Origin of the sequence: Ruegeria intermedia (assembly GCF_900129345.1) — a bacterium.
In the GTDB taxonomy this organism is placed as follows: Bacteria; Pseudomonadota; Alphaproteobacteria; order Rhodobacterales; family Rhodobacteraceae; genus Ruegeria; species Ruegeria intermedia.
Genome location: NZ_FQVK01000001.1, coordinates 266,480 through 289,567, shown reverse-complemented (window position 1 = coordinate 289,567; position 23,088 = coordinate 266,480). Strand labels below are relative to the sequence as shown.

The following is a 23,088-nucleotide window of genomic DNA, read 5'->3' as shown; positions in this document are numbered from 1 at the left end:
AGCAACTGGCAAAGCGGCGGCAAAGGGGGTGACGTCAGGTTTCGCGTGACACCGGAGCGGTGCGGCGCGATTGTCGGCCCCGAATTGAGGGAGAGTTTCACGATGACTGCGTACCCGAACCTGCTGGCCCCGCTGGATCTGGGCTTTACCACGTTGAAGAACCGGGTCCTGATGGGCTCGATGCATACCGGGCTTGAGGAAACCGGCGACTGGAACCGGGTGGCCGAATTCTATGCCGCCCGCGCGCGCGGTGGCGTGGCGCTGATGGTGACGGGTGGCATCGGGCCGAACCTCGAAGGCTCGGTCCTGCCGGGGGCGGCGATGATGGCCAGCGACAAGGATGTGGCCAATCATTCCGTCGTCACCGACCGGGTGCATCAGGCGGGTGGCAAGATCGCCATGCAGATCCTGCATGCGGGCCGCTATGCCTATGGCCCAAAATGCGTGGCGCCCAGCCCGATCAAGTCGCCGATCTCGCCCTTCCCGCCGACCGAGCTGGACGAGGAAGGAATCGAGAAGCAGATCAGCGACATCGTGAACGCCGCCGTGCTGGCCCAGAAGGCGGGCTATGACGGGGTCGAGATCATGGGGTCCGAGGGGTATTTCATCAACCAGTTCCTGGTGACCCACACCAACAAGCGCACCGACCGCTGGGGCGGGTCCTATGAGAACCGGATGCGCCTGCCGCTGGAAATCGTGCGCCGCACCCGCGCGGCGGTGGGCACCGACTTCATCATCATCTACCGCCTGTCGATGATCGACCTTGTGCCCAATGGCTCGACCTTCGAAGAGGTGGTGGAACTGGCGCGGCGGATCGAAGAAGCCGGGGCCACGATCATCAACACCGGCATCGGCTGGCACGAGGCGCGGATTCCGACCATCGCCACATCCGTGCCGCGCCGGGCCTTTGCCTGGGTGACGAAGAAGCTGATGGGCAAGGTGGGGATTCCGGTCATCACCTCGAACCGGATCAACACGCCCGAAGTGGCCGAGCAGGTGCTGGCCGAGGGCTGCGCCGACATGGTCTCCTTGGCGCGGCCGATGCTGGCGGATGCGGATTTCGTGGCCAAGGCGATGGCTGGTGAATCGGCCAGGATCGCGCCCTGCATCGCCTGCAACCAGGCCTGTCTGGACCACACCTTCAGCGGCAAGCTGACCTCGTGCCTGGTGAACCCGCGCGCCTGCCACGAGACCGAGCTGGTGATCGAAAAGGCAGCCACGCCCAAGCGTGTGGCCATCGTTGGCGCGGGCCCGGCGGGCCTGTCCACGGCGATGACCGCCGCCCAGCGCGGCCATGACGTGACCGTGTTCGACAAGGCCGACGACATCGGCGGCCAGCTGAACATGGCCAAGCAGGTGCCGGGCAAGGAAGAGTTCTGGGGCCTGGTGGACTGGTATCGCACCATGCTGGACGATCTGGGCGTCAAGGTGGAACTGGGCCGCGAGGTCGGCGCCGACGATCTGGACGGGTTCGACGAGGTGGTGATCGCCACCGGCGTCAACCCGCGCGATCCGCAGATCCCGGGCGAGGACCGCGACAATGTGGTGAACTATATCGACGTGCTGCGCGACAAGGCCCCGGTGGGCAAATCGGTGGCCGTGATCGGCGCCGGCGGCATCGGCTTCGACGTGTCGGAATACCTGCTGGAGGAGGGCCATTCGCCCACCACCGACCTGCCCCTGTGGATGAAGGAATGGGGCGTCGCCGACCCCGAACAGCACCGTTCGGGCCTGGCGCCCGAAGGTCCGCAGCCCGAGGCGCCCAAGCGGCAGGTCACCCTGCTGCAGCGCAAGAAACAGGCGCATGGCAAGGGGTTGGGCAAGACCACCGGCTGGATCCACCGCGCGACGCTGAAGATGAAGGGCGTGAATTTCGTAGGCGGCGTGAACTATGAGCGGATCGACGACGAGGGGCTGCATGTCTCGTTCGGAGAAGAGCGCGCCGATCCGACCGTCATCAAGGCCGATACGATCGTTCTGTGCGCCGGGCAGGTGTCCGAGCGGTCGTTGGCCGATGCGCTGATCGAACGCGGCATCACCCCGCATGTGATCGGCGGCGCGGATGTGGCGGCCGAGCTGGACGCCAAGCGGGCGATCAACCAGGGCACGCGGCTGGCCGCGACGCTCTGAATCCCGAATTCACTCGGTCCAAAAGCCGCTTCGGGGGAAGCGGCTTTTTTTGTTTTGAAACTTGACAACAGAGTTACCACGGTACATCGGTAACACCATGAACACCAAGATCGAACGCACCCAAACCGGCCTCCGGATCGAAAAACGCCTGCTGAAGGTTCTCAAGGGGCTGGCCGAGTCTCTGGACATGTCGCTGGGTGACCTGATCGAAGGCATCGTCCTGCACAGTTTCGAGAACAAGTCCCCGTTTTCGGACGAGACCCTGGCCAAGATCCAACAACTCAAAGCCGTCTACGAATTGGACTGGACCGCCGGAGACAGCCACAAGTTCAAGGAAACGGAAGAATGACCACCGCACTTGCCCGCGCCTTCGAGGCCCATGAGATCGACAATTCGACTTTTGACCACCCTGCCCATGTCCAGGTCGCCTTCGAGCTGCTGAAGAAATACGATTTCATCGACGCGTCGGCGATCTACGCCAAAGGGATCCGGGCGCTTGCGGCCAAAGCCGGCGCGCCCGAAAAATTCAACCTGAAGATCACCTACGCCTTCATGAGCCTGATTGCCGAGCGCATGGATCAAGCCCCCTACGAAGATCTTGATGCGTTCATCGCCGCCAATCCGGACATAATGGACAAGACGGTCCTGGGCCGGTGGTATGGCGCGGATCGGCTGCATTCGGCCACGGCGCGCAACATTTTCCTGCTGCCTGCGGCCGCCTGATCTCATCGGGGGCGGGTCTACTCGACGGTGATCGTGATCACCTCGGACACGACCGGCGAAGAATGCGGCACATGCCCGGCGTCGCCCAGAACCAGTTGCAGCGTATGCGGGCCGGGCGCGAGGTCCAGCGTGACCTCGGTCTGGCCGCCGCCGAAATGCATGTGATGCGCGTCTGACGGCAGGCCGTTGGACAACTCGTCCGCCCCGTCTTCGCCCTGCCCCAGCGGCGGGCGGTCGATCAGCAAATGATGGTGGCCGGTGTTCTCCTTTTCGGTTCCGGCCGGTGCAACCCCCATGCCGCTGAGACCAAAGACGATGGTCACCGGCGACGTCACCGTGTCGCCATCGGATGGCTGCACGAAATAGACCTTGGCGTCGGGGTTGGATGCGGTCGGCCCTCCGGCCTGTGCGACCGATGCCACAAGGCAGAATATGCACGCGAATATGATCCTCATCATCACCTCCCTGGTCAAGGAATTGCCGCCTTCAGCGTAGCATGTGCAGGCAAATGCTCCAAAAACCGCCGGAACATCGGGGCGTCGAACGCCCGAGGCGCCACTGTTTCCGCGTTTCCGAAGCGCAAACGATCCAATTCGAAACCCTGATATTATCCCATGTCTGCCCCGTTTCCGCCCAGATTCAAGGCCATGGTCGGGCAACGAACAGAAGACCTGGGGAACGAGAATGGACCGACTGACCGAAATGGAGGCCTTTGCCAATGTGGTGGACCAGGGTGGTTTCACCGATGCGGCCAAGAAGATGGGCATTTCCAAATCAGCCGTGTCAAAGCATGTGTCGAGCCTCGAGGCCCGGCTGGGCGCGCGGCTGCTGAACCGCACCACCCGCCGTGTTTCGCCGACCGAGATCGGGCTGGCCTATTACGATCGCGCCCGCCGTGTGCTGAACGACGCCGGAGAGGCCGACGCGCTGGTGACCTCGATGCAATCGGCGCCGTCGGGCCTGCTGCGGATCTCGGTCGCGACGGATTTCGGCGTGAATCACCTGTCGCCGGTCCTGTCGGAATTCCTGGCCGCCTATCCCGACATCACCGTGAACATGGTCTTGAACAACCGCTATGTCGAGCTGATCTCGGAAGGGTTCGACGTGGCCGTCCGCATCGGCGAGTTGGAGGACAGCACCCTGCGCGCCCGCAAGCTGACGGAAACGGTCAAGCGCATGGTGGCCGCCCCCAGCTATGTGGAACGCTTCGGACTGCCCGCAAAGATCGACGATCTGAACGAACACAAGCTGCTGCATTACTCCAGCCAGTCCTCGGGCAATGTCTGGAAGCTGACGGCGCCTTCGGGCGAAAAGCGGCAGGTGCGCACGGCCGGATGGCTGAGCGTGAATGACGGGCAGTCGCTGCTGAACGCGGCGATCTCGGGGCTGGGTATCGCCTATCTGCCCAGCTATCTGTATGCGGATGCGCTGAAATCGGGCAAGGTGGTGGACGCGATGCCGTCGCTGCCGGACGAGGTACAGGGCATCTATGCGGTGTACCCGCCGGGCCGGTTTACCCAGCCCAAGGTGCGCGCCTTCATCGATTTTCTCGTCGACTCCTTCGCGGAAAAGGGGCCGATGGACTGGTAATTCTCCCGGTGGCACCTGAACGGCCCGCGCGTCCTGCGTGGGCCATTTTTTTGCCGAGGTTCAGTTGACCAGCAGCACCGCCTCGACCCGGCGGTTCAGTTCGCGGCCTTCCGGGGTTGCGTTCGACGTCAACGGCGCCAGATATCCCACCCCCTGCGCCTGCACCCGGTCGGGGGAAACGCCGTGCCGTTCGATCAGGCGGGTCCGCACGGCCTGGGCACGGCGGGTGCTGACATCGATATTGGCCTGCAGGTCTCCGGTGTCGTCGGTGTGGCCGACCAGGGCCAGCCGTGCCCCCGGATTGTCCGCCAGATAGGCGGCCAACAAGGCCAACGAGGCAAACGGACCTTCGCCCAGTGCGACGGCACCGGATTCGAAGCTCAGATCATCCAGGATCACATGGCCGTCGCGCGTCAGATCGGACAGAAGGCCGCCTGCGCCCTGAACCGTCTCTTCAACCACCAGGGGCGGCGGCTTGGCGCCCTGGGGTGTGACGCGGATCATCTGCAGATACCCGTCGGGCGGGCTGCGGCTGACCAGCAGGGTCAGAACTTCTTCGCCGCGCGTCGCGGACAGAAAGCGGTAATCGTTGATGGACACGTTCATGTCGGGGGTCGGCACCACCTCGATGGCAAAGCGGAAATCGAAACCGCCGCAGCTGCGGGCCTCGCATTCGAACACGATGTCATAGCCCTGTGCCAGCAACTGGTCACGCAGCGGCGCCAGCAGCTGCAGCGTGGTGCTGGACCCCGCCTGCAGGCGCCAGGTGATCCGCTCGACCCGCCCTTCGACCGGACGCACCGGCACCGAGCCGTCGGCAAAAGGCCCGATCGGCATGTCATAGCTGTCCAACGGGCTGTTGCGTTCGCTGACCTGCCGGGCGCTGTCAGGCAACGTCAGGGTCTGGGCCGCAACCGGCCCGACCAGCAGGCAGAACAGCAGGGCGGCAAGACGGATCATCTCGATTGGGCGTGGTATTCGTCGTTCGGCTGCATCGCCGTCGCGCTGGCCACACGGTTGGTCATGTTGAAGAACCCGGCAACGTTGGCGATGTCCCAGATGTCGCGATCCGAGAACCCCACGTCGCGCAGGCGCTGGCGGTCGGGCTCCTCGATCTCGGCGCTGGCGATGGTCATCTTGGCGGCGAAATCCAGCATCGCGCGCTGTCGGTCACCCAAAGGCGCCACACGGTAGTTCATCACCAGCATCTCGCCCAGCTTGGGGTCGCCCGACAGTTGCCGCACCGCCGCGCCATGCGCCACCAGGCAATAGAAACAGCGGTTGATCGACGACACCACGACCGCGATCATCTCACGCTCGAGCTTGGACAGGTTGCTGTCGGCCAGCATCAGGTCGTTGTACATGGCCGTGAAGGCATTCAGCTTGTCGATGTCGAAGGCATAGGCCTTCAGCACGTTGGGGATCATGCCCAGCTTTTCGGTGCAGATGTCGAAATATTTCTGCGTTTCGGGCGGCAGCGGGTCCACCATCGGCAGGTTCAGCGCGGTGGGCATGTCGGTGTCGGTCACGGCTGTCGTTCTCCTCTCAGACCAGCTGGCGGTAGTGGTACTCTCCGACGGTCTCCATCCCCAGAGAGCGGTAGAGCGCGTTTGCCCCCTCATTCGCCTTGGTGCAGATCACGCTAAGGCTATCGGCGCCATTGTCCAGCGCCCAAAAGGCCGCGGCGCGCATCGCCCAGCGGCCCAGCCCCTGCCGGCGGTGCGCCGGCACGATCTCGAGCGCATGCAGCATGGCGATGCCGTCGTGGATGGCCACGAAACCGGTGCCCGCCGGCTGATCGCGGTGCCGCAGCAACAGGCCGGTCTTGCGGCCGGGGGCGCGCTCCATCACCGCCAGGCGTTCGGGGCCGATGCCCCCCTGCGCCCAGATCTCGCGCATGATGGCCAGCGGCTCCCACAGGGTAAAAACGGTGACCGGCGGCACCGGCTGGTCGGTCAGCCGCGCGACCGGGCAGGCATGGATGTTGACCGGATCGAGGATCTCATAGCCCCGCGTGGCCAGCATTTCGTCCAGTGCCTCATCACCCGGACGCAGGCAAAAGATGCGTTTCTGCCCCATCGCCTGCATGGCCGCCTCGGCCGCGTCGATATCCGGCGGGGTGACCGGGCCGGTGCGGCTGGCCGCCGACACGCGAGAGCCGCCCCCCTGCCCTTCGCGCAGCAGGAACGGACCCAGTTGCGAGTACCGAGCGGCAGGCCAAGTGCCGTCAACGACGGCGGCCCAGTCGACGCTCAAAGGTCAAGCTCCCTTGCCAGGCGGGTGATTGCGGCGTCGATGCGGGCGCCGTCGGTGCCGCGCACCACCACGTTGGCGCCGAACACGCCGTTGATCTGAAACGGATAGCAGCCGATCGACAGGTCGTCGAAATCCTGTGCCAGGGCCGACAGATTGGCGGCGATGTCGCCCTCGCCCCGGTTCACGCGCAGGGTCTGCGACAACAATGGCTTGCCTCCGGTCAGGGTAGGCAGCACGCTGGCCACCATCGCCCGGAACACCGAGGGCACCCCGGCCATCACGTGGACGTTGCCCAAGGTAAAACCCGGCGCGGTTGAGACCGGGTTGTCGATCAGCGTCGCGCCATCGGGGATGCGCGCCATGCGCAGCCGTGCGGCGTTCAGCTCCAGCCCGGACTGGTCGTAATGCGCCTCCAGCAGGGCGCGGGCGTCTTCGCGAACGTCGATACGGGCCCCGAAGGCGCGGGCGATGCAATCGGCGGTGATGTCGTCATGGGTCGGGCCGATGCCCCCGCTGGAGAACACATGGTCATAGGCCTGCGACAGCGCCTTGACGGCGGTTTCGATGGCCTCGGCGTCATCGCTGACGATACGAACTTCTTTCAGATCGATGCCATGCTTGGTCAGCTCCTGCGCCAGAAAGTGCATGTTGGCGTCGCGGGTGCGGCCCGACAGGATTTCATCCCCGATCACCAGCATTGCTGCGGTTGGGTTGGGCATGGCGCGCTCTCCTCTTGATCGACCTTTGAGGCAGGTATAGGCCCAGAGCCATGCGCTTTCAAACCCCTCTTGTCCCCGCCCGCCTGATCCGCCGTTACAAACGCTTTCTGGCCGATTGCAGGCTTGAGGGCGGGCACGAGGTGACGGCCCATTGCGCCAATCCCGGGTCGATGATGGGGCTGGCCGAGCCGGGCATGAAAATCTGGCTGGAGCCCAACGATGACCCCAGGAAGAAACTGAAATTCGGCTGGCGGCTGGTCGAGCACGAGAACGGCCATTTCACCGGGGTCGATACATCGGTGCCCAACCGGGCGCTGCGGGCCGCGCTTGAGGCGGGCGAGATCCCCGAACTGGCCGCCTATGGCACCGTCCGGCCCGAGGTGAAATACGGGGCCAGCAGCCGTGTGGACTTCCTGCTGAGCGAGACGGGGTTGCCGGACGCCTATGTCGAGGTGAAAAGCGTGACCCTGTCGCGCCAGCCCGGACTGGCCGAGTTTCCCGACAGCGTGACCGCGCGCGGCACCAAGCATCTGGGCGAGTTGGCCGCGATGGCCGAGGCCGGGCACCGAGCGATCATGCTGTACCTGGTGCAGCGCACCGATTGCGACAGATTCGCGCTGGCCGCCGATATCGACCCGGCCTATGCGGCGCAATTTGACGCTGCGGCAGCAAAAGGGGTTGAACGGCTGGTCTATGCGACCCAAATCACGCCCAAGGGCGTCTGGATCGGCGACAAACTGTGACGCCCGCGACCGCGCGCCCTCTGGCACTTTCTGCACAAGCAGCGTAAAGAGGGTTTCGCGCGCAACAATTGGAGCCCCGCGTTGATGAAAGACCATCGTGGCCGCCTGACCAAGGACGGCATCCGCATTTACGAACAGGCTGACTTTGCCGGCATGCACGCGGCAGGGGCGGTCGCGGCGCGCATCCTTGATGACATCGCCGAGCATGTCTTTCCCGGCCAGACAACGGGCGAGATCGACCGGATCATCACCCGGATGGTCGAGGAGGCGGGCGCGAAATCGGCCACCATCGGCTACAAGGGCTATCAGCACGCCAGCTGCATCAGCGTGAACCACGTGGTCTGCCACGGGATTCCGGGCGAGAAGAAGCTGAAGGACGGCGATATCCTGAACATCGACGTGACCGTGATCGTCGATGGCTGGTTCGGCGACACCAGCCGCATGTACGTGGCGGGCAAGCTGTCGCGCAAGGCCGAGCGGCTGATCCAGGTGACCCATGACGCCCTGTTCAAGGGGATCGAGATGGTCAAGCCGGGCAACACCTTCGGTGACATTGGCCACGCGATCCAGTCCTACGTCGAATCGCACCGCATGAGCGTGGTGCGCGATTTCTGCGGGCACGGGCTGGGCCGGGTGTTCCACGCGCCGCCCAACGTGCTGCACTATGGCCGCCCCGGCACCGGCGCGGTTCTGGAAGAGGGCATGTTCTTTACCATCGAGCCGATGGTGAACCTGGGCCGCCCCGAGACCAAGACCCTGGCCGATGACTGGACCGCCGTGACCCGCGACAAGTCGCTGTCGGCGCAGTTCGAGCATTCCGTGGGCGTCACCTCGGACGGGGTCGAGATCTTTACCCTGTCACCGGGCGGCACGTTCCACCCGACCTATTGATCCTGATCCTGCTGCGCGCGCCACAGCGCAAGCAACAGCGTTTCCCGCCCCCAAGGCGTCACCGCGTCCTGGATGAACACGGGCGCGCGGCGCGGTTTGGGTTCGGGGCCGGTCGTGGCCTCGGCTCTTTGCGCGGGTGCCAGCGGAAATATGGGCATGGCGCGGTCCATGCCCTGCAACATAGCATGGTGCGGCCCCGGGTCCAAAACCGGGCGATTCAGCCCCGCCACATCAGCGATATATGGGTGTCGCCGTATTTGCGCGCATCGTGCAGCGTGAAGCCTTCGGGCGGAGCCATCGGGGCGTTCTCTTCCCAGACCACAAGCGCATCATCGGCCAGCCAGCCGCCGTTCATGGCTGCCGCCAGTGCTTTTTGCCCCAGCCCCTTGCCATAGGGCGGGTCGAGGAAGATCAGCTCGAACGGCGCGCCGGGATTGTCGCCCAGCCGCGTCGCGTCGCGGCGGATCAGGGCGGTGCGGTCGGCGCTGCGGGTCATGTCGATGTTCTTGCGGATCAGCCCCTGCGCCACGCGCCCGTCATCGACGAAGGTGACATGCGCCGCGCCGCGCGACAGCGCCTCGAGCCCCAGCGCGCCGGTGCCGGCAAACAGGTCCAGCACCCGCAGCCCGTCGAAATCGATCAGGTGGTTCAGCACGTTGAACAGGCTTTCGCGCACCCGGTCGGTGGTGGGGCGCAGATGCGCGCCCGCATCCCCCTTGCCGACCGAGGCCAGCGCCCGGCCCCGGAACTCTCCGGCGATGATCCTCACGCCTTGAGCAGCGGCTTCAGATCCGCTGCGGGGTCGGCCACCACCGCCGGATCGGCGGTTTTCCCTGCGTCGATCAGGCGCTTGCCGACCATGTAGGCGCGCGGGTCGTTCATCGCATCCACTGCCAGCAACTGATCGCCCCGGTAATACCAGAACGAGGTGGTCGCCCCCTCGCCCGGCCGGGTCACCACCCGGTCGTAGCCCGTGTTCAGCCCGGCGATCTGCAGCTTCACGTCATACTGGTCCGACCAGAACCACGCCGTGGCCACGTAATCCTTGCCCGCGCCCAGCATGTTCTGCGCCACCACCTCGGCCTGGTCGATGGCGTTGGGCACGCTTTCCAGCCGGATGCGCCGGCCCTTGTAGGGGAACGAGGCGCAATCGCCCGCCGCCCAGATATCGGCGGCAGAAGTGCGGCCCTGCGCGTCGGTCTTGATGCCGTTCTCGATGGCAAGCCCGGCTGCCTCGGCCAGTTCGGTCGCCGGAGTGATGCCCACGCCCACGACCACGAAATCGACCGCCAGTTCCGTCCCGTCGCCCAGCACCGCGCCGGTGACCTTGCCATTCTCGCCGGTGATCCGCTCCAGCCCGACGCCTTCGCGGATGTCCACCCCGTGCGCGTGGTGCAGTGCGCGGAAATAGTCGCTGGTTTCGGGGGCCGCGACACGCTGCAGGATGCGGTCGGCCATCTCGACCAGCGTCACCTGCACGCCGCGCTTGGCACAGACGGCCGCGGCCTCGAGCCCGATGTACCCGCCGCCCACGATCAGCGCCCGGGCGCCTTCGGTCACGGCGGGGGCCATCGCGTCCACGTCGGCCAGCGTGCGCACCACATGCACGCCCGCCAGGTCTCCGCCGATGGCGGCGGGCAGGCGGCGTGGATGGGAGCCGGTTGTCAGCGCCAGTTGGTCATAGGCGATCACCTCGTCGCCGATGGTGACGGTCTTGGCCGCCGGGTCGATCGCGTTCACCTGCTGACCCAGCCGCAGGGTGATGTCATTTTCGGCATAGAAACTTTCGGGTCGCAGGAACAGCCGTTCCAGATCCATCTCGCCCAGAAGATAGGCCTTGGACAGCGGCGGGCGCTGATAGGGCAGCACGGGTTCCGCCCCGATCAGGGTGATCGCCCCGTCAAACCCGCCCTTGCGCAGCCCGGCCACCAGGGATGACCCCGCCTGCCCGGCTCCGATCACGACGATATGGCTCATCTGCGCTGCCCCCTGTCGATTTCCCGTGGCCTGTGCCACCCGCCAACCTATATTGCGGCAAGCAGCGCGTTTGCAATTTCAATCGACAGGAGCATGACGATGATTTCAACCGGCGACACCCTGCCCGAAGCAACCCTGATCCAGATGGGCGAAAACGGACCGGAAGAGGTGCGGCTCTCCAGCAAGGTCAAGGGCCGCAAGGTGGTGATCTTTGCCGTGCCCGGCGCGTTCACCCCCACCTGCCACTCGGCCCATGTGCCCAGCTTCATGCGCACCAAGGACCAGTTTGCGGCCAAGGGCGTGGACGAGATCATCTGCGTGTCGGTCAACGACCCCTTCGTGATGAAGGCTTGGGGCGAGGCCACGGGTGCGACCGCTGCCGGGCTGACCATGCTGGCCGATCCGGCCTCGGAATTCACCAAGGCGATCGGCATGGATTTCGACGCCCCGCCCGCCGGCCTGATCGCGCGTTCCAAGCGCTATGCGATGCTGGTCGAAGACGGCAAGGTCGTGGCGCTGAACCTCGAGGAAAGCCCCGGCGCCTGCGAGATTTCGGCCGGAGAAGGCCTGCTGGCGGTCATCTGACCGCCAAAAGGAAACCCAACCGCAAGCGCCCCGCCGGGCGCTTGCACATGGCAGAAAAACGGCAAGGAGGATCTTGATGGCCGACATGAAAACACTGGCCGGCATCGGCGCCATGGTCGCTCTGACCGCCTGCGAGGTGCCACAATCCCCTGTCGTCACCGGCCCCGACGGGCAGGCCCGCATCCAGATCAGCACATCGGGTCTGACCTGCTATCAGACGCGCTGCCTCGACATCGATCCGGCCGCGCGCAGCGTTCGGATGGTGGGCAATCGCACCACCGGCATTCCGCGCGGAATAGATGTCAGCGATGGCACCGTGACCCCGGCCGAGTTCCGGCGGCTGGGTGAGGTTGCCCTGCTGGCCGGCGGCACCGGTTCTCGCGGCGACCGCGGCTAAAGCAGGCTGTCCATCTTGCGCGCCAGCTTGGCGTCCTGAGACGACAGGCCGCCCACGTCATGGGTGGTCAAAACCACCTCGACCGTGCGGTAGACGTTCTTCCATTCGGGGTGGTGGTTCCACTTTTCCGCAAAGATCGCCACCCTGGTCATCCAGCCGAAGGCATCGACGAAATCGTCGAAGATGAAGGTCTTGGTGATCGCGTCGCGGTCCGCGACCATGGTCCAGCCGTTCCTGAACAGCGGATCCAGCAGCGGGCCGCGGGTCTCGGTGGACAGTAGTTCGCTCATTGCCGTTCCTCCGGGTTGGCTTTTCTGAACGGGCCGTAATCCGTCAGAATCTCGATCTCTTCGCCTACCGCCCGGGCCTCGGCCTCGAGGTACCGCGCGACGGCGTCGGCAAAGCCGGGATCGGCGATCCAGTGCAGGCTGTGCGTGCGCGTGGGCAGATAACCCCGCGCCAGCTTGTGTTCGCCCTGCGCGCCGGCTTCGACTCGGGCCAGACCATGCGCGATGGCAAAGTCAATCGCCCTATAGTAGCACAGTTCGAAATGCAGACAGGGGTGATGTTCGGTGCAGCCCCAATAGCGCCCGAACAAGGTCTTGCGCCCGATGAAGTTCAGCGCGCCGGCCACCGGGTATCCGCCCCGCTCGGCCAGCACCAGCGCCACGTCATCGGCCATGGTTTCGTGAACGATGTCAAAGAATTGCCGCGTCAGATAGGGCGAGCCCCACTTGCGTGCGCCGGTGTCCTGATAGAACTCCCAGAACGCGTCCCAGTGTTCGGGCCGCAGATCGGCGCCGGTCAGGGTGCGGATCTCGCCGCCAAAGGCATTGGCCTGCGCCCGTTCCTTGCGGATGTTCTTGCGCTTGCGCGAGGACAGGGCGGCGAGGAAATCGTCGAAATCGGCATAGCCGTCGTTCAGCCAGTGAAACTGCTGCGAATCGCGCGCCAGCAGGCCCATCTGCTGCCCGGCCAGCGCCTCGTCCTGGGTGCAGAAGGTGACGTGCAGCGACGACAGGCGATTGTCGGCGGCCAGTTGCACCGCCCCCTGCACCAGCGCCGACATGGCGGTCCCGTCATAGCCGGGCCGTGTCAGAAACCGCCGCCCGGTGGCCGGGGTGAAGGGCACAGCGATCTGCAATTTGGGGTAATACCGCCCGCCCGCGTTTTCATAGGCATGGGCCCAGCTGTGATCGAAGATGTATTCGCCCTGGCTGTGCGACTTGGCATACATCGGCGCGGCCCCGATCAGCAGGCCGTCCAGATAGGCGGTCAGGTATTGCGGCTGCCACCCGGTGCCCCGCCCGACCGATCCGCTGTCTTCCAGCGCGCGCAGGAACCGGTGCGTGGTGAACGGGTCCAGCGGGCGGGCGCCGTCGGCGGCCTCGGGGCAGGCACAACTGTCCCATTCGGCCGCCGGGATCCGATCCAGCGATGACAGAACCCGGATCTCGATCTGTGACTGGTCCATGTGGCCTCCTGCGTCCCCTTGAACCATCTGTGACGCCGGCAGCCGGGTTCAACCCGGAATGGCGGCCAGATAGTTTTCGAAGGTCACATTGTCGGCCACCTTGCGCGCCTCGGCCTCCTGTTCGGCCGAGCGCACCGTCCAGCACAGGATCGGCACGCCCTGCGCCTTCAGCTCGGCCACGCGGGGGCGGGACAGGTCCTGCACCTCGTGACTGATGAAGCTGGCCTCGACGCGGTCGAAATCGGGGATGTCGCGCAGGTGATCGCAGACCCCGACCGGAAGATGTTCGACCTTGGGCTGATAGGAACACGTCACGATGCCCCGTGGCAATTGCGGTGCCAGACGCGCCAGTTCGGCCACCGTGTGCGGGTTGAACGACATCAGCGCCACCGGCCCGGCATAGCGGCGCAGCAGCTCGACCACCGCCTGCTCGAGGGCGCCGACATTCGCGCCCATTTCGCCATCCTGATCCTTGAACTCGATCAGCAGCGGGACCCGGCCGGCGACCAGATCCAACACCTGTTCCAGCGATGGAATCCCCTCGTCCCCGTGCAGCAGCGGAATCTTCGCAGCCTCGGCCCGGGTGATCTGCTGGATGGCCCCCGTCTGGCCGGTCAGGCGCAACAGATCATAGTCGTGGAACACCATGGCCCGACCGTCGGATGTCAGCTGCAGGTCGATCTCGATCCCATAGCCGGACCTGACGGCGGCGGCGACCGCCGCCCGGCTGTTTTCCGGGCGGTTGTCGCGGATGTCGTGCAGCGCCCGGTGGGCGATCGGTGTGCGCAGAAACGCGTCGGGCAGCGGAGGTATCATCGGACTTCGAAAATCCCTTCGATCTCGACCGCGACGCCCAGCGGCAGCGACGCGGCGCTGACGGCCGAACGCGAATGGCGGCCGGCTTCGCCCAGCGCCTCGACCAGGAAGTCCGATGCGCCGTTGATCACCTGCGGCTGGTCGGTGAAATCGGCGGTCGAGTTCACGAAACCGGTCAGCTTGATCACGCGCAACAGCTTGTCGATGTCACCGCCGCAGGCCGCCTTGACCTGGGCCAGCAGGTTGATCGCGCAGACCCGCGCCGCCGCCGCGCCGGCCGCGACGTCCATGTCGGCGCCCAGCTTGCCGGTGATCAACGCATCGCCCTTCGAGATCTGACCCGAGACATAGACGATGTTGCCCACCCGCACGAACGGCACGTAATTGGCCGCCGGCGCGGGGGCGTCCGGCAGGATCACGCCCATGGATTCCAGTTTTGCCGCGATGCTCATGTTCTTGTCCTCAGCTCTCGGTCCGTTTTCGGGACGCTAACCGGGAACGGGATTCGCGAAAAGACGCAAAACCGTCATTTTCCCGTCGGCCTGCGAAACGACGCGCTCTCTTTTGTCCCCGAGGTGTTGAACGCCAACCACTTTACCTTGCGGATGCGCGCGGGTAACACGCTAGGAGTTTCAATTCGGGCGGAAAACCACTATCTGCCGGAGGATTGGGCCGGTGCAAACAGGCCAAGAGTATTGATCGAGTGTCCGGTTGCCTTACATCCGGGCGAACGGGAGTGAATGAGACCGTGTCGAGCCGGATCCGTTTCAGACATGTCGCCCTTGGCGCGCTTTTGGCGGTGCTGTCGGCCTGTGCCAGCCAGCCGCAGGATGCCGCGACGCGGGGCGAGGTTTTCGACCCCTACGAAAAAACCAACCGGGGCATCCACAAGTTCAACCGGGGCGTGGACCGGTTTCTGTTCCGCCCGGCGTCCAAGGGTTATGTCAAGGTCGTGCCCGACCCGATGGTAACCAGTTTCAACAACTTCGCCGAGAACATCACCCTGCCCGGGCAGGCCGTCGATTACCTGTTGCAGGGCAACCTGAAACAGTCCGGCAACGCCCTGCTGCGCTTCGTGATCAACTCGACGGTGGGCGGGTTCGGCCTGTCGAAACCGGCGGACGAGTTGAACCTGCCGCCGGTCGATACCGATTTCGGCGAAACCCTTTATGTGTGGGGTTTCGGCGAAGGTGCCTATGTCGAGCTGCCCTTCTACGGCCCGTCCACCACACGCGACGCGGTGGGCGTGGTGGTGAACCTGTTCACCAACCCGATCGACCTGGCGCCGACCCGCCCGGTCGACAACCTGGGCCTTTATGCCGAGGTCGTGCGCCGGATGGGCGACCGGGGCCGGTATTCGGACACGGTGGACTCGATCCTGTATGAAAGCGCCGACAGCTATGCGCAGGCCCGCCTGATCTATCTGCAGAACCGCCGGTTCGAACTGGCGCGCGACGATGAGGATGCCTATCTGGATCTGTACTCGGACCCGTACGCCGACCTTGGCGGGGATCCGGCCGCGGACCCCTATCTTGACCCCTACGAGGACCCCTATGCCGAATGACACATTGACCCGCCGCGGCTTCGTCTCTGCCGCCCTGGCCGGCGTGACGGCGGCCGCCCTTCCCCTGCCCGCGCTGGCCCTGACCGAAGCCGCGGCCAAGGCTCTGGTCGACAAGGTGGTGGCCGAGATCAACCGCGTCATCGAATCGGGCAAATCCGAAAGCGCGATGCTGCGCGACTTCGAGAAGATCTTCGTGCGATACGCCGATGTGCCGATCATGGCCCGCTATGCGCTGGGCGCCGATGCGCGCAGCGCCAGCAAGGCGCAGCTGCGCGAATTCATCAAGGCGTTCCAGGGCTATATCTCGCGCAAATACGGCCGCCGGTTCCGCGAGTTCATCGGCGGTCAGGTCACCGTGAAATCGGCCCGCAAGATCAAGGCCGGGTACGAGGTGCGCAGTACCGTCAAGCTGCGCGGCGAGGCTCCGTTCGAGGTGACCTTCCTAGTGTCGGACAAATCGGGCCGCGACAAGTTCTACAACATGTTCATCGAAGGGGTGAACCTGCTGTTGACCGAGCGCACCGAGATCGGCGCGATGCTGGATGCCCGCAAGGGCAATCTGGATCAGTTGATCCGGGATCTGAAAACCACCGGCTGACCCCGTCGACCAAAACAAACGCCGCGCAAAACGGATGCGCGGCGTTTTCGTGCTCGGGGCGGCTCAGTTCAGCCGCTCGCCCGTGTCTTTGGCGAAATACGACACCTTGCTCATGTCGAAGGCCAGGTTCAGCATCTGACCCGCTTGGGCGCTGGTTTCGGCATGCAGGCGCGCGGTGACCTGCTTGCCGCCCAGTTCCGACACGACATAGGTGTCCGCGCCCGCCGGCTCGACCATGTCGACCAGGCAGGCGGCCTCCTGCACGCCGGCGCCGGCGCGGAACCCGGCCTCGGCGATGTCCTCGGGGCGCAGGCCCAGGATCACCTCTTCGGGCAGGTGCAGATCGCGCGTATCGGTCAGCACGATCGGATCGCCCCCCGCACGCGCGATGGCGACCTGCGTGCTGGTCCCGTTGCGCTGGACCCGCGCCGGGATCAGGTTCATCGCCGGCGAGCCCATGAAATCGGCCACGAACAGGTTGGCGGGGCGATTGTAGATCTCGGCCGGAGTGCCGATCTGCTGCACCACACCGCCCTTCAGCACCACGATCTTGGTGGCCAGGGTCATCGCTTCGATCTGATCATGGGTCACATAGACGATCGAGGCATCCAGCGTCTGATGCAGCTTCTTGATCTCGGTCCGCATCTCGACCCGCAGCTTGGCGTCCAGGTTCGACAGCGGTTCGTCGAACAGGAACAGCTTGGGGTCGCGCACCAGCGCCCGGCCCATCGCCACGCGCTGACGCTGGCCACCCGACAACTGGCTGGGGCGACGGTTCAGCAGGGGCTCGATCTGCAGCAGCGACGCGACCTCTTTCAGCTTGGCGTCCTGTGTGGCCTGATCGACCCCGCGCACTTTCATGCCGAAAGTGATGTTCTTGGCCACCGACATGGTCGGGTACAGGGCGTAGGACTGGAACACCATCGCGATGTCGCGGTCCTTGGGGCTGACATGGGTCATGTCCTTGCCGCCGATCGACAGCGTCCCGCCCGAGATCGGCTCGAGCCCGGCGATGCAGTTCAGCAGGGTCGACTTGCCACAGCCCGAAGGGCCGACCAGAACCAGGAAATCGCCCGGTTCGATCGAGATGTTGATGTCCTTCAGAATCTCGGTTGCGCCGTAATTCTTGTACAGGTTTTTGATATCGAGGATGGGAGCCATGGGTTATCCCTTCACGGAACCGGCGGTCAGGCCGCGGATGAAATACTTGCCGGCAACGACATAGACGAGCAGCGTCGGCAGCCCCGCGATGATCGCGGCGGCCATGTCGACGTTGTATTCTTTGACGCCGGTGGTTGAGTTGACGATGTTGTTGAGCGCCACGGTCACGGGCTGCGTACCCGCCTGGCTGAACGAAACGCCGAACAGGAAGTCGTTCCAGATCTGGGTGAACTGCCAGATCACCGTCACCACGACGATGGGCAGCGACAGCGGCAGGAAGATCGACCAGAAGATCCGCAGGAACCCGGCCCCATCCACCCGCGCCGCCTTGGTCAGCTCGGCCGGAATGGTGACATAGTAGTTGCGGAAGAACAGCGTGGTGAAGCCCAGCCCATAGATCACGTGAACGAAGATCAGGCCCGGAATGGTCCCCGCAAGCCCCATCAGCCCCAGCAGCCGCGCCATCGGCAGCAGCACGACCTGGAACGGGATGAAACAGCCGAACAGCATCAGCGAAAAGATGATGTTGGCCCCGCGGAACCGCCACTGCGCCACGACATATCCGTTCAGCGCGCCCAGCAGGGTCGACAGGATCACCGCCGGCACCGCGATCAGCACCGAGTTCCAGAAATAGGGCCGCAACCCTTCGCACTGAATCCCGGTGCAGGCGCTGGACCAGGCGGTCTTCCACGCCTCGAGCGTGACGTCGCGGGGCAGGGCGATCAGGCTGCCGGTGCGGATCTCTTCCAGGCTTTTGAGCGAGGTCGTGACCATCACGAACAGCGGCATCAGGTAATACAGCGCAAACAGGCCCAGCAGCACATACAGCAGCCAGCGCAGCGCGGTCTTGCCGGCCGTGCCCTGCGCACGGGTTCGGGGCATCGACAGATCAGTCATTTTTCGCCCTCAGTTCTGAGTAAAGGTAAGGAACCACGATCGCGAAGACGACCAGCATCATGATCATCGCCGACGCCGCCGCCTGGCCGATGTCGCCGCGCGAAAACGCCATGGCGTACATGTAGGTGGCCGGCAGATCGGTGGCATAGCCGGGGCCGCCGCCGGTCAGGGCGATGACCAGGTCGAAGCTCTTGATCGCAAGGTGGGCCAGCACGATGAAGGCCGACAGGAAGATCGGCGCCATCGACGGGATGATGATCGCCGTATAGATCCGCCAGGTGGGGATGCCGTCGACCTGCGCGGCCTTGATGATCTCGCCGTCGACCGAGCGCAGCCCGGCCAGAAACAGCGCCATCACGAAGCCCGAGCTTTGCCAGACCGCCGCCATCACGATCGTGTAGATCGCGAAATCGGGGTTCACCAGCCAGTCGAAGGTGAAGTTTTCGAACCCCCAGCCCCGAACCGTGGATTCAATGCCCAGACCGGGGTTCAGGATCCATTTCCACGCGGTGCCGGTGACGATCATCGACAGCGCCATCGGGTACAGATAGATCGTGCGGATGAACCCTTCGACGCGGATCTTCTGATCCAGCAGGATGGCCAGCGCCAGGCCCAGCACCATCGCGATCACGATGAACAGCGCGCCAAAGATGTACAGGTTGTTGATTGCCGTGTCCCAGCGGGGCGAGTCGAACAGGCGTTCGTATTGCACGAAGCCCTTGATCTCGTATTTCGGCAGCAGTTTCGAGCGGGTCAGCGATACCCAGGCCGTCCATCCGATGAAACCGTAGACAAAGATCAATACGGCGATGAACGAGGGTGCCAGCACCACCTTGGGCAGGTGGTTTTCCAGCCATTCCGACATTTGAGCCTCCGGGGAGAAAAGGTGCCCTGCCCGCGCATGGGGGCAGGGCGGGTTGGAGATCAGTAGCTGTTGGCCACTGCGTCAGCCAGTTGTTGCACGGCCTCCTGCGAGGACATGTCCGAGTTGAAATGCGCGGTCACCACGTCGGTGATCGCACCGGCCTGCGCCCCGCGCAGTGCCATGCCGTGGGCATAGGACGGCAGCAGCGAGCCGTTTTCGGACGAGGTCGCCATGTCTTCGGCCGAGATCTTGGCGCACATGTCGAACTTGTCCAGCGACACGTCGGTGCGGGCCGGGATCGAGCCCTTGTTCAGGTTGAACACTTCCTGGAACTTGGGCGCGACGATCAGCTTGGCCAGCAGTTCCTGCCCGGCGCGCTTGTCGTCACCTTCCACGTCAAACATGGCAAAGCTGTCGACGTTGTACAGATATCCGTCGCCGGGGGTCGAGGCGCACAGGAAATCCTTGCCCGGTTCCTTGCCCGCGGCCAGAAATTCACCCTTGGCCCAGTCGCCCATGATCTGGAAGGCGGCCTCGCCGTTCATGACCATGGCGGTGGCCAGGTTCCAGTCGCGGCCCGAGAAATTCTCGTCAACGAAACCGCGCAGGGTGCGCATCTGGTCGAACACCTTGACCATCGTGTCCGAGGTCAGCGCCTCGGGGTCCAGCTCGACCAGCGCCTTGTTGTAGAACTCGGGGCCGCCAAGGCCCAGAACGACCGTTTCGAACACGGTCGCGTCCTGCCAGGCCTGGCCGCCATGGGCCAGCGGGATCACGCCGGCGGCCTGCAGCTTCTCGGCGGCGGCGTTGAATTCATCCCAGGTGGTCGGCATCTCGATGCCATTGGCCGCCAGCACGTCGGCATTGGCCCAGATCCAGTCGACCCGGTGCACGTTCACCGGCGCGGCACACCAGGTACCCTCGCACTTCATGTGCGCTGCGATCGAAGCGGGCAGAACCTTGTCCCAGCCTTCGGCCTCGGCCACGTTCGAGATGTCGGCCAGAACGCCCTCTTCGTACCATTCCTGGATCGCCGGGCCCTTCAGCTGAACCGCGGTCGGCGCGTTGCCGGCCAGAACCCGGGCGCGCAGCGCGGTCATCGCCGCGTCGCCGCCACCGCCCGCGACGGGCATGTCCGTCCAGGTGCCGCCATTGGCCGCGAATTCCTCCTGCAGAACGGCGACCGACTTGGCCTCGCCGCCCGATGTCCACCAGTGCAGAACTTCGGCCTGCGGCTCGGCCATGACCGACGACGCGGCCAGAACGGCCAGCGACGACGCCGTGGCGAATGCAAAACGTTTCATGTTCGGTATCCTCCCAGAACCTGTGTCATACCGCCGATTGGGCGGCGATGCCGGATATTACCGGAGACAAACCGCCCTCAGGCAACGGAAAATCGGGCCCGAACCCGCCGCCGGAGGCATTTTTTCCCGCCTTTTGTTACAGCATGTTACGTTGATCTTGAATCCGTTGCAGTCCGTTACAATTGAGGGCAGCGTCGTAGGGAAACTCAGGGAGGACGAACGTGAGCATTCCACGTTTGCTGGTTGTCGACGACGACCCGGAGATCCGGTCGATGCTGACCCAGTTCTTTCAGCAGAACGGGTTCATCGCCCTTCCGGCCGCAACCGAGGACCAGGTGCGCGCGCATCTGAAATCGGGCCGCATCGACCTGATCCTGCTGGACGTGATGCTGGGTGACGAGAACGGGGTCGAGATCTGTGCCCGCCTGCGCCGCGAACAGGACGTCCCGATCATCTTCGTGTCGGCCCTGTCGGCCGATCACCAGCGCATGGCCGGCTACGAGGTCGGCGCCGATGACTACATCGCCAAGCCGTTCAACCCGCAGCTGCTGCTGGCGCGCGTGCGGGCGGTAATGCAGCGCGCGCGGCGCACGCCGTCGCTGGCCTATCGCCGGCGGATCCGCACCTTCCGCTTCGGCGGCTGGGTCTATGACGGAAAGCGCGACGAGGTGCATGCGCCCGACGGTTATCAAGTGTCGCTGTCACAGCGGGAAACCGCGCTGCTCAAGGTGCTGTTGGCCAATCCCCACATCCCCCTGACCCGTGACGAGATCGCCGCCGCGCTGGACGTGACCGGCAGCGGCGACAAGCCCGAGGCGCAGGGCCGCGCCATCGATGTTCTGGTCGGGCGTCTGCGCTTCAAGATCGAGGCCAACCCCAAGGAACCCCAGATGCTGCGCACCGCGCGCGGGGTGGGATACGTCTTTGCCTGCGACGTGGCCGTGGAAGACGAGGCATGACCCTGCGCCTGCGCAGTCTCGGCTGGGTCTGGGCCATCGGAGCCTTCGCCGCCGGGCTGCTGGCGGCCGGACTGTGGTTTGCTTCGGCCCGCAACTGGGACCGTTACCTGACGCGGGCCTACGCGGCCGGGTTTTCCGTCTACGAAAACTTGCGCACCGGGCGCGGCGCCCTGCCCGACATCACGATCAAGCCGCTGTCTCCGCAGGCTGCACAGCTGGCCGAAGCCGGCGAGTTCGAACAGCTGCCCGGCCTGCAGGGGCGGCGCTTCGTGACCCACCTGTCGATCCTGACCGACAGCTCCGCGCCTCTGGGCGGGCGCGAACTGACATTGGCCGTGATGTCCGACCGGCTGGTCTATCCGGTGTCCGACATCGTGGCCGGCAGCGATCAGACCGGTCCGCAGAAAATGGGAAACCTGACCCGGCTGCTGGCCACCTATTGCAGCGAACCGGTCCTGATCGCCCGGTACGGCCGCGGCGACTGGCAGCAGTTGGACGGAACACGGGTCTGGGGGTGCCGCGCCGCGCCGGCCGATCTGCGGTTGCCGGCGATCCTGGTGGCGGTCGTGGCCCTGGCCGCCATCCTCACTTCGATCGGCAATGCCACCGACAGTTTCGCCCGCTTCGCCCAGGCGCTGCGCGACCGGCGCCGGCATGGCGGCCCCGAGAGCTATGAAACCGCCGGCCCGGCCGAGCTGCGCGACATCGTCTCGGCGGTGAACGACTATCTTCAGGATGAACGCGCGCAGCTGGAAAAACGTGCCACGGTCCTGTCGGGGGTCAGCCACGATCTGGGCACCCCCGCCGCGCGGGTCCGGCTGCGCGCGGCCCTGATCCCCGACCCCGTCCTGCGTGAAAAGCTGGAATCGGACGTCGACCAGATGACCGGGATGATCGAAAGCGTCCTGACCTATACCCGGTCGGAATTGAGCGTCGAGGAACCGCGGCAGATCTCGCTGACCTCGCTGGTCGAGTCGCTGGTGGCCGATTACCAGGACATGGACCTGCCGGTGAATCTCCAGCAGATCGCCCCGGTCGAAGTCGAGGGCGCCTCCTCGTTGTTCATGTCCCGGCGCGGCCACGCCAGCCTGCCGGAGAGCCGGCGCATCCTGGTGATGGCCCGCCCGATCTCGCTGCGGCGGGCGCTGACCAACCTGATCGACAACGCGCTGAAATACGGCCGGCACGCCAGGGTGTCGCTGGAGACCGACGCCGAAACCGCCACGGTCATCGTCGAGGACAAGGGCACCGACCTGACGGTCGCCGACATCGAGGCGCTGATGGCCCCGTTCCGGCGCGGATCCAACACCGGCTCGTCCGACGGGTTCGGCCTTGGCCTGACCATCGTCGCGACCGTGGCCGAGCAACAAGGCGGCTCGCTGCTGTTCGAGGAGGGCGAACAGGGTTTGCGTGCCCGGTTCACGATCCTGAGGTAACGC

The 23,088-nt window shown here is 65.0% G+C and carries 28 protein-coding genes; 12 read left to right on the top strand and 16 right to left on the bottom strand.

Features of this window, described 5'->3' with window-relative positions:
- The first annotated feature begins 102 nt into the window (after positions 1-102).
- The 3 genes from F3H26_RS01380 (at position 103) to F3H26_RS01370 (ending at position 2,853) form a co-directional block, all read left to right on the top strand.
- Positions 103-2,130 carry an NADPH-dependent 2,4-dienoyl-CoA reductase gene (locus F3H26_RS01380; RefSeq protein WP_149774269.1) on the top strand — a complete coding sequence of 676 codons (2,028 nt, stop codon included), beginning with the start codon at positions 103-105 and terminating at the stop codon, positions 2,128-2,130.
- A gap of 97 nt (positions 2,131-2,227) precedes the next feature.
- Positions 2,228-2,479 (top strand): hypothetical protein, encoded by a 252-nt coding sequence (locus tag F3H26_RS01375; protein WP_149774268.1) that lies wholly within the window; start codon positions 2,228-2,230, stop codon positions 2,477-2,479.
- Entirely contained in the window at positions 2,476-2,853 is a 378-nt protein-coding gene (locus F3H26_RS01370; protein ID WP_149774267.1) for a hypothetical protein, read from the top strand. Before F3H26_RS01375 ends, F3H26_RS01370 begins: the two co-directional genes overlap by 4 nt.
- A gap of 17 nt (positions 2,854-2,870) precedes the next feature.
- Here the strand turns inward: F3H26_RS01370 and F3H26_RS01365 are convergent, their stop codons facing one another.
- Positions 2,871-3,308, bottom strand: coding sequence for a DUF4399 domain-containing protein (locus F3H26_RS01365; protein WP_394349754.1), 438 nt, complete (start codon positions 3,306-3,308; stop codon positions 2,871-2,873).
- A gap of 229 nt (positions 3,309-3,537) precedes the next feature.
- On the opposite strand from F3H26_RS01365, the gene F3H26_RS01360 reads away from it, so the two are divergent.
- Entirely contained in the window at positions 3,538-4,443 is a 906-nt protein-coding gene (locus F3H26_RS01360; RefSeq protein WP_149774265.1) for a LysR family transcriptional regulator, read from the top strand.
- Between the two features lie 60 nt (positions 4,444-4,503).
- Here the strand turns inward: F3H26_RS01360 and F3H26_RS01355 are convergent, their stop codons facing one another.
- From F3H26_RS01355 to F3H26_RS01340, 4 genes are read right to left on the bottom strand one after another with little or no spacing between them, the layout of a single operon-like run.
- A complete protein-coding gene (locus tag F3H26_RS01355; protein ID WP_149774264.1) occupies positions 4,504-5,403 on the bottom strand; it encodes an OmpA family protein in 900 nt (299 codons plus the stop codon).
- On the bottom strand, positions 5,400-5,957 hold the full coding sequence (locus F3H26_RS01350) for a peroxidase-related enzyme (protein WP_394349756.1): 558 nt from the start codon (positions 5,955-5,957) through the stop codon (positions 5,400-5,402). Before F3H26_RS01350 ends, F3H26_RS01355 begins: the two co-directional genes overlap by 4 nt.
- A gap of 31 nt (positions 5,958-5,988) precedes the next feature.
- Positions 5,989-6,699, bottom strand: coding sequence for a GNAT family N-acetyltransferase (locus F3H26_RS01345; protein WP_149774262.1), 711 nt, complete (start codon positions 6,697-6,699; stop codon positions 5,989-5,991).
- Entirely contained in the window at positions 6,696-7,418 is a 723-nt protein-coding gene (locus F3H26_RS01340) for a competence/damage-inducible protein A (protein WP_149774261.1), read from the bottom strand. The genes F3H26_RS01345 and F3H26_RS01340 overlap by 4 nt, the downstream gene beginning before the upstream one ends.
- Positions 7,419-7,468: 50 nt before the next feature.
- Here F3H26_RS01340 and sfsA point away from each other — a divergent pair, with 50 nt between their 5' ends.
- Both sfsA and map read left to right on the top strand, forming a co-directional pair.
- Positions 7,469-8,161: a DNA/RNA nuclease SfsA gene (gene sfsA / locus F3H26_RS01335; RefSeq protein WP_149774260.1), complete on the top strand. Its 693-nt coding sequence runs from the start codon at positions 7,469-7,471 to the stop codon at positions 8,159-8,161.
- Between the two features lie 84 nt (positions 8,162-8,245).
- Positions 8,246-9,052, top strand: a complete 807-nt coding sequence (gene map, locus F3H26_RS01330) for a type I methionyl aminopeptidase (RefSeq protein WP_149774259.1) — start codon at positions 8,246-8,248, stop codon at positions 9,050-9,052.
- On the opposite strand, the gene F3H26_RS19335 is transcribed toward map, so the two are convergent.
- From F3H26_RS19335 to F3H26_RS01320, 3 genes are read right to left on the bottom strand one after another with little or no spacing between them, the layout of a single operon-like run.
- Entirely contained in the window at positions 9,046-9,222 is a 177-nt protein-coding gene (locus tag F3H26_RS19335; RefSeq protein ID WP_188127659.1) for a hypothetical protein, read from the bottom strand. The genes map and F3H26_RS19335 overlap by 7 nt on opposite strands.
- A 47-nt stretch (positions 9,223-9,269) precedes the next feature.
- A complete protein-coding gene (gene rsmD, locus F3H26_RS01325) occupies positions 9,270-9,821 on the bottom strand; it encodes a 16S rRNA (guanine(966)-N(2))-methyltransferase RsmD (protein ID WP_149774258.1) in 552 nt (183 codons plus the stop codon).
- The gene (locus F3H26_RS01320; RefSeq protein WP_149774257.1) at positions 9,818-11,029 is read right to left on the bottom strand and encodes an NAD(P)/FAD-dependent oxidoreductase; all 1,212 of its coding nucleotides are present in this window, start codon (positions 11,027-11,029) and stop codon (positions 9,818-9,820) included. The genes rsmD and F3H26_RS01320 overlap by 4 nt, the downstream gene beginning before the upstream one ends.
- Positions 11,030-11,128: 99 nt before the next feature.
- On the opposite strand from F3H26_RS01320, the gene F3H26_RS01315 reads away from it, so the two are divergent.
- Together F3H26_RS01315 and F3H26_RS01310 are read left to right on the top strand one after the other, a co-directional pair.
- A complete protein-coding gene (locus tag F3H26_RS01315; protein WP_149774325.1) occupies positions 11,129-11,614 on the top strand; it encodes a peroxiredoxin in 486 nt (161 codons plus the stop codon).
- A gap of 76 nt (positions 11,615-11,690) precedes the next feature.
- Positions 11,691-12,011, top strand: a complete 321-nt coding sequence (locus F3H26_RS01310) for a hypothetical protein (RefSeq protein ID WP_223162400.1) — start codon at positions 11,691-11,693, stop codon at positions 12,009-12,011.
- On the opposite strand, the gene F3H26_RS01305 is transcribed toward F3H26_RS01310, so the two are convergent.
- From F3H26_RS01305 to F3H26_RS01290, 4 genes are read right to left on the bottom strand one after another with little or no spacing between them, the layout of a single operon-like run.
- The gene (locus tag F3H26_RS01305) at positions 12,008-12,301 is read right to left on the bottom strand and encodes a 4a-hydroxytetrahydrobiopterin dehydratase (protein WP_149774256.1); all 294 of its coding nucleotides are present in this window, start codon (positions 12,299-12,301) and stop codon (positions 12,008-12,010) included. The two genes, F3H26_RS01310 and F3H26_RS01305, sit on opposite strands and share 4 nt — an antisense overlap.
- On the bottom strand, positions 12,298-13,485 hold the full coding sequence (locus tag F3H26_RS01300; RefSeq protein WP_149774255.1) for a GNAT family N-acetyltransferase: 1,188 nt from the start codon (positions 13,483-13,485) through the stop codon (positions 12,298-12,300). Before F3H26_RS01300 ends, F3H26_RS01305 begins: the two co-directional genes overlap by 4 nt.
- A gap of 48 nt (positions 13,486-13,533) precedes the next feature.
- Positions 13,534-14,301: a glycerophosphodiester phosphodiesterase family protein gene (locus F3H26_RS01295; protein WP_149774254.1), complete on the bottom strand. Its 768-nt coding sequence runs from the start codon at positions 14,299-14,301 to the stop codon at positions 13,534-13,536.
- On the bottom strand, positions 14,298-14,753 hold the full coding sequence (locus F3H26_RS01290; protein ID WP_149774253.1) for a RidA family protein: 456 nt from the start codon (positions 14,751-14,753) through the stop codon (positions 14,298-14,300). Before F3H26_RS01290 ends, F3H26_RS01295 begins: the two co-directional genes overlap by 4 nt.
- 284 nt (positions 14,754-15,037) lie before the next feature.
- Here F3H26_RS01290 and F3H26_RS01285 point away from each other — a divergent pair, with 284 nt between their 5' ends.
- Positions 15,038-15,865 (top strand): MlaA family lipoprotein, encoded by an 828-nt coding sequence (locus F3H26_RS01285; RefSeq protein WP_394349753.1) that lies wholly within the window; start codon positions 15,038-15,040, stop codon positions 15,863-15,865.
- Complete coding sequence (locus F3H26_RS01280; RefSeq protein ID WP_149774252.1) at positions 15,855-16,463, top strand: MlaC/ttg2D family ABC transporter substrate-binding protein; 609 nt, start codon at positions 15,855-15,857, stop codon at positions 16,461-16,463. The genes F3H26_RS01285 and F3H26_RS01280 overlap by 11 nt, the downstream gene beginning before the upstream one ends.
- Before the next feature lie 63 nt (positions 16,464-16,526).
- Here the strand turns inward: F3H26_RS01280 and F3H26_RS01275 are convergent, their stop codons facing one another.
- From F3H26_RS01275 to F3H26_RS01260, 4 genes are read right to left on the bottom strand one after another with little or no spacing between them, the layout of a single operon-like run.
- On the bottom strand, positions 16,527-17,624 hold the full coding sequence (locus tag F3H26_RS01275) for an ABC transporter ATP-binding protein (RefSeq protein ID WP_149774251.1): 1,098 nt from the start codon (positions 17,622-17,624) through the stop codon (positions 16,527-16,529).
- 3 nt (positions 17,625-17,627) lie between these two features.
- Positions 17,628-18,521, bottom strand: coding sequence for a carbohydrate ABC transporter permease (locus F3H26_RS01270; RefSeq protein ID WP_149774250.1), 894 nt, complete (start codon positions 18,519-18,521; stop codon positions 17,628-17,630).
- Positions 18,514-19,386, bottom strand: a complete 873-nt coding sequence (locus tag F3H26_RS01265; protein WP_005980165.1) for a carbohydrate ABC transporter permease — start codon at positions 19,384-19,386, stop codon at positions 18,514-18,516. Before F3H26_RS01265 ends, F3H26_RS01270 begins: the two co-directional genes overlap by 8 nt.
- 59 nt (positions 19,387-19,445) lie before the next feature.
- Positions 19,446-20,690, bottom strand: coding sequence for an ABC transporter substrate-binding protein (locus tag F3H26_RS01260; RefSeq protein ID WP_149774249.1), 1,245 nt, complete (start codon positions 20,688-20,690; stop codon positions 19,446-19,448).
- 221 nt (positions 20,691-20,911) lie between these two features.
- Here F3H26_RS01260 and F3H26_RS01255 point away from each other — a divergent pair, with 221 nt between their 5' ends.
- Positions 20,912-21,649 carry a response regulator transcription factor gene (locus F3H26_RS01255; RefSeq protein WP_149774248.1) on the top strand — a complete coding sequence of 246 codons (738 nt, stop codon included), beginning with the start codon at positions 20,912-20,914 and terminating at the stop codon, positions 21,647-21,649.
- The gene (locus F3H26_RS01250; protein WP_149774247.1) at positions 21,646-23,085 is read left to right on the top strand and encodes a sensor histidine kinase; all 1,440 of its coding nucleotides are present in this window, start codon (positions 21,646-21,648) and stop codon (positions 23,083-23,085) included. The genes F3H26_RS01255 and F3H26_RS01250 overlap by 4 nt, the downstream gene beginning before the upstream one ends.
- The last annotated feature ends 3 nt before the right edge of the window (positions 23,086-23,088 follow it).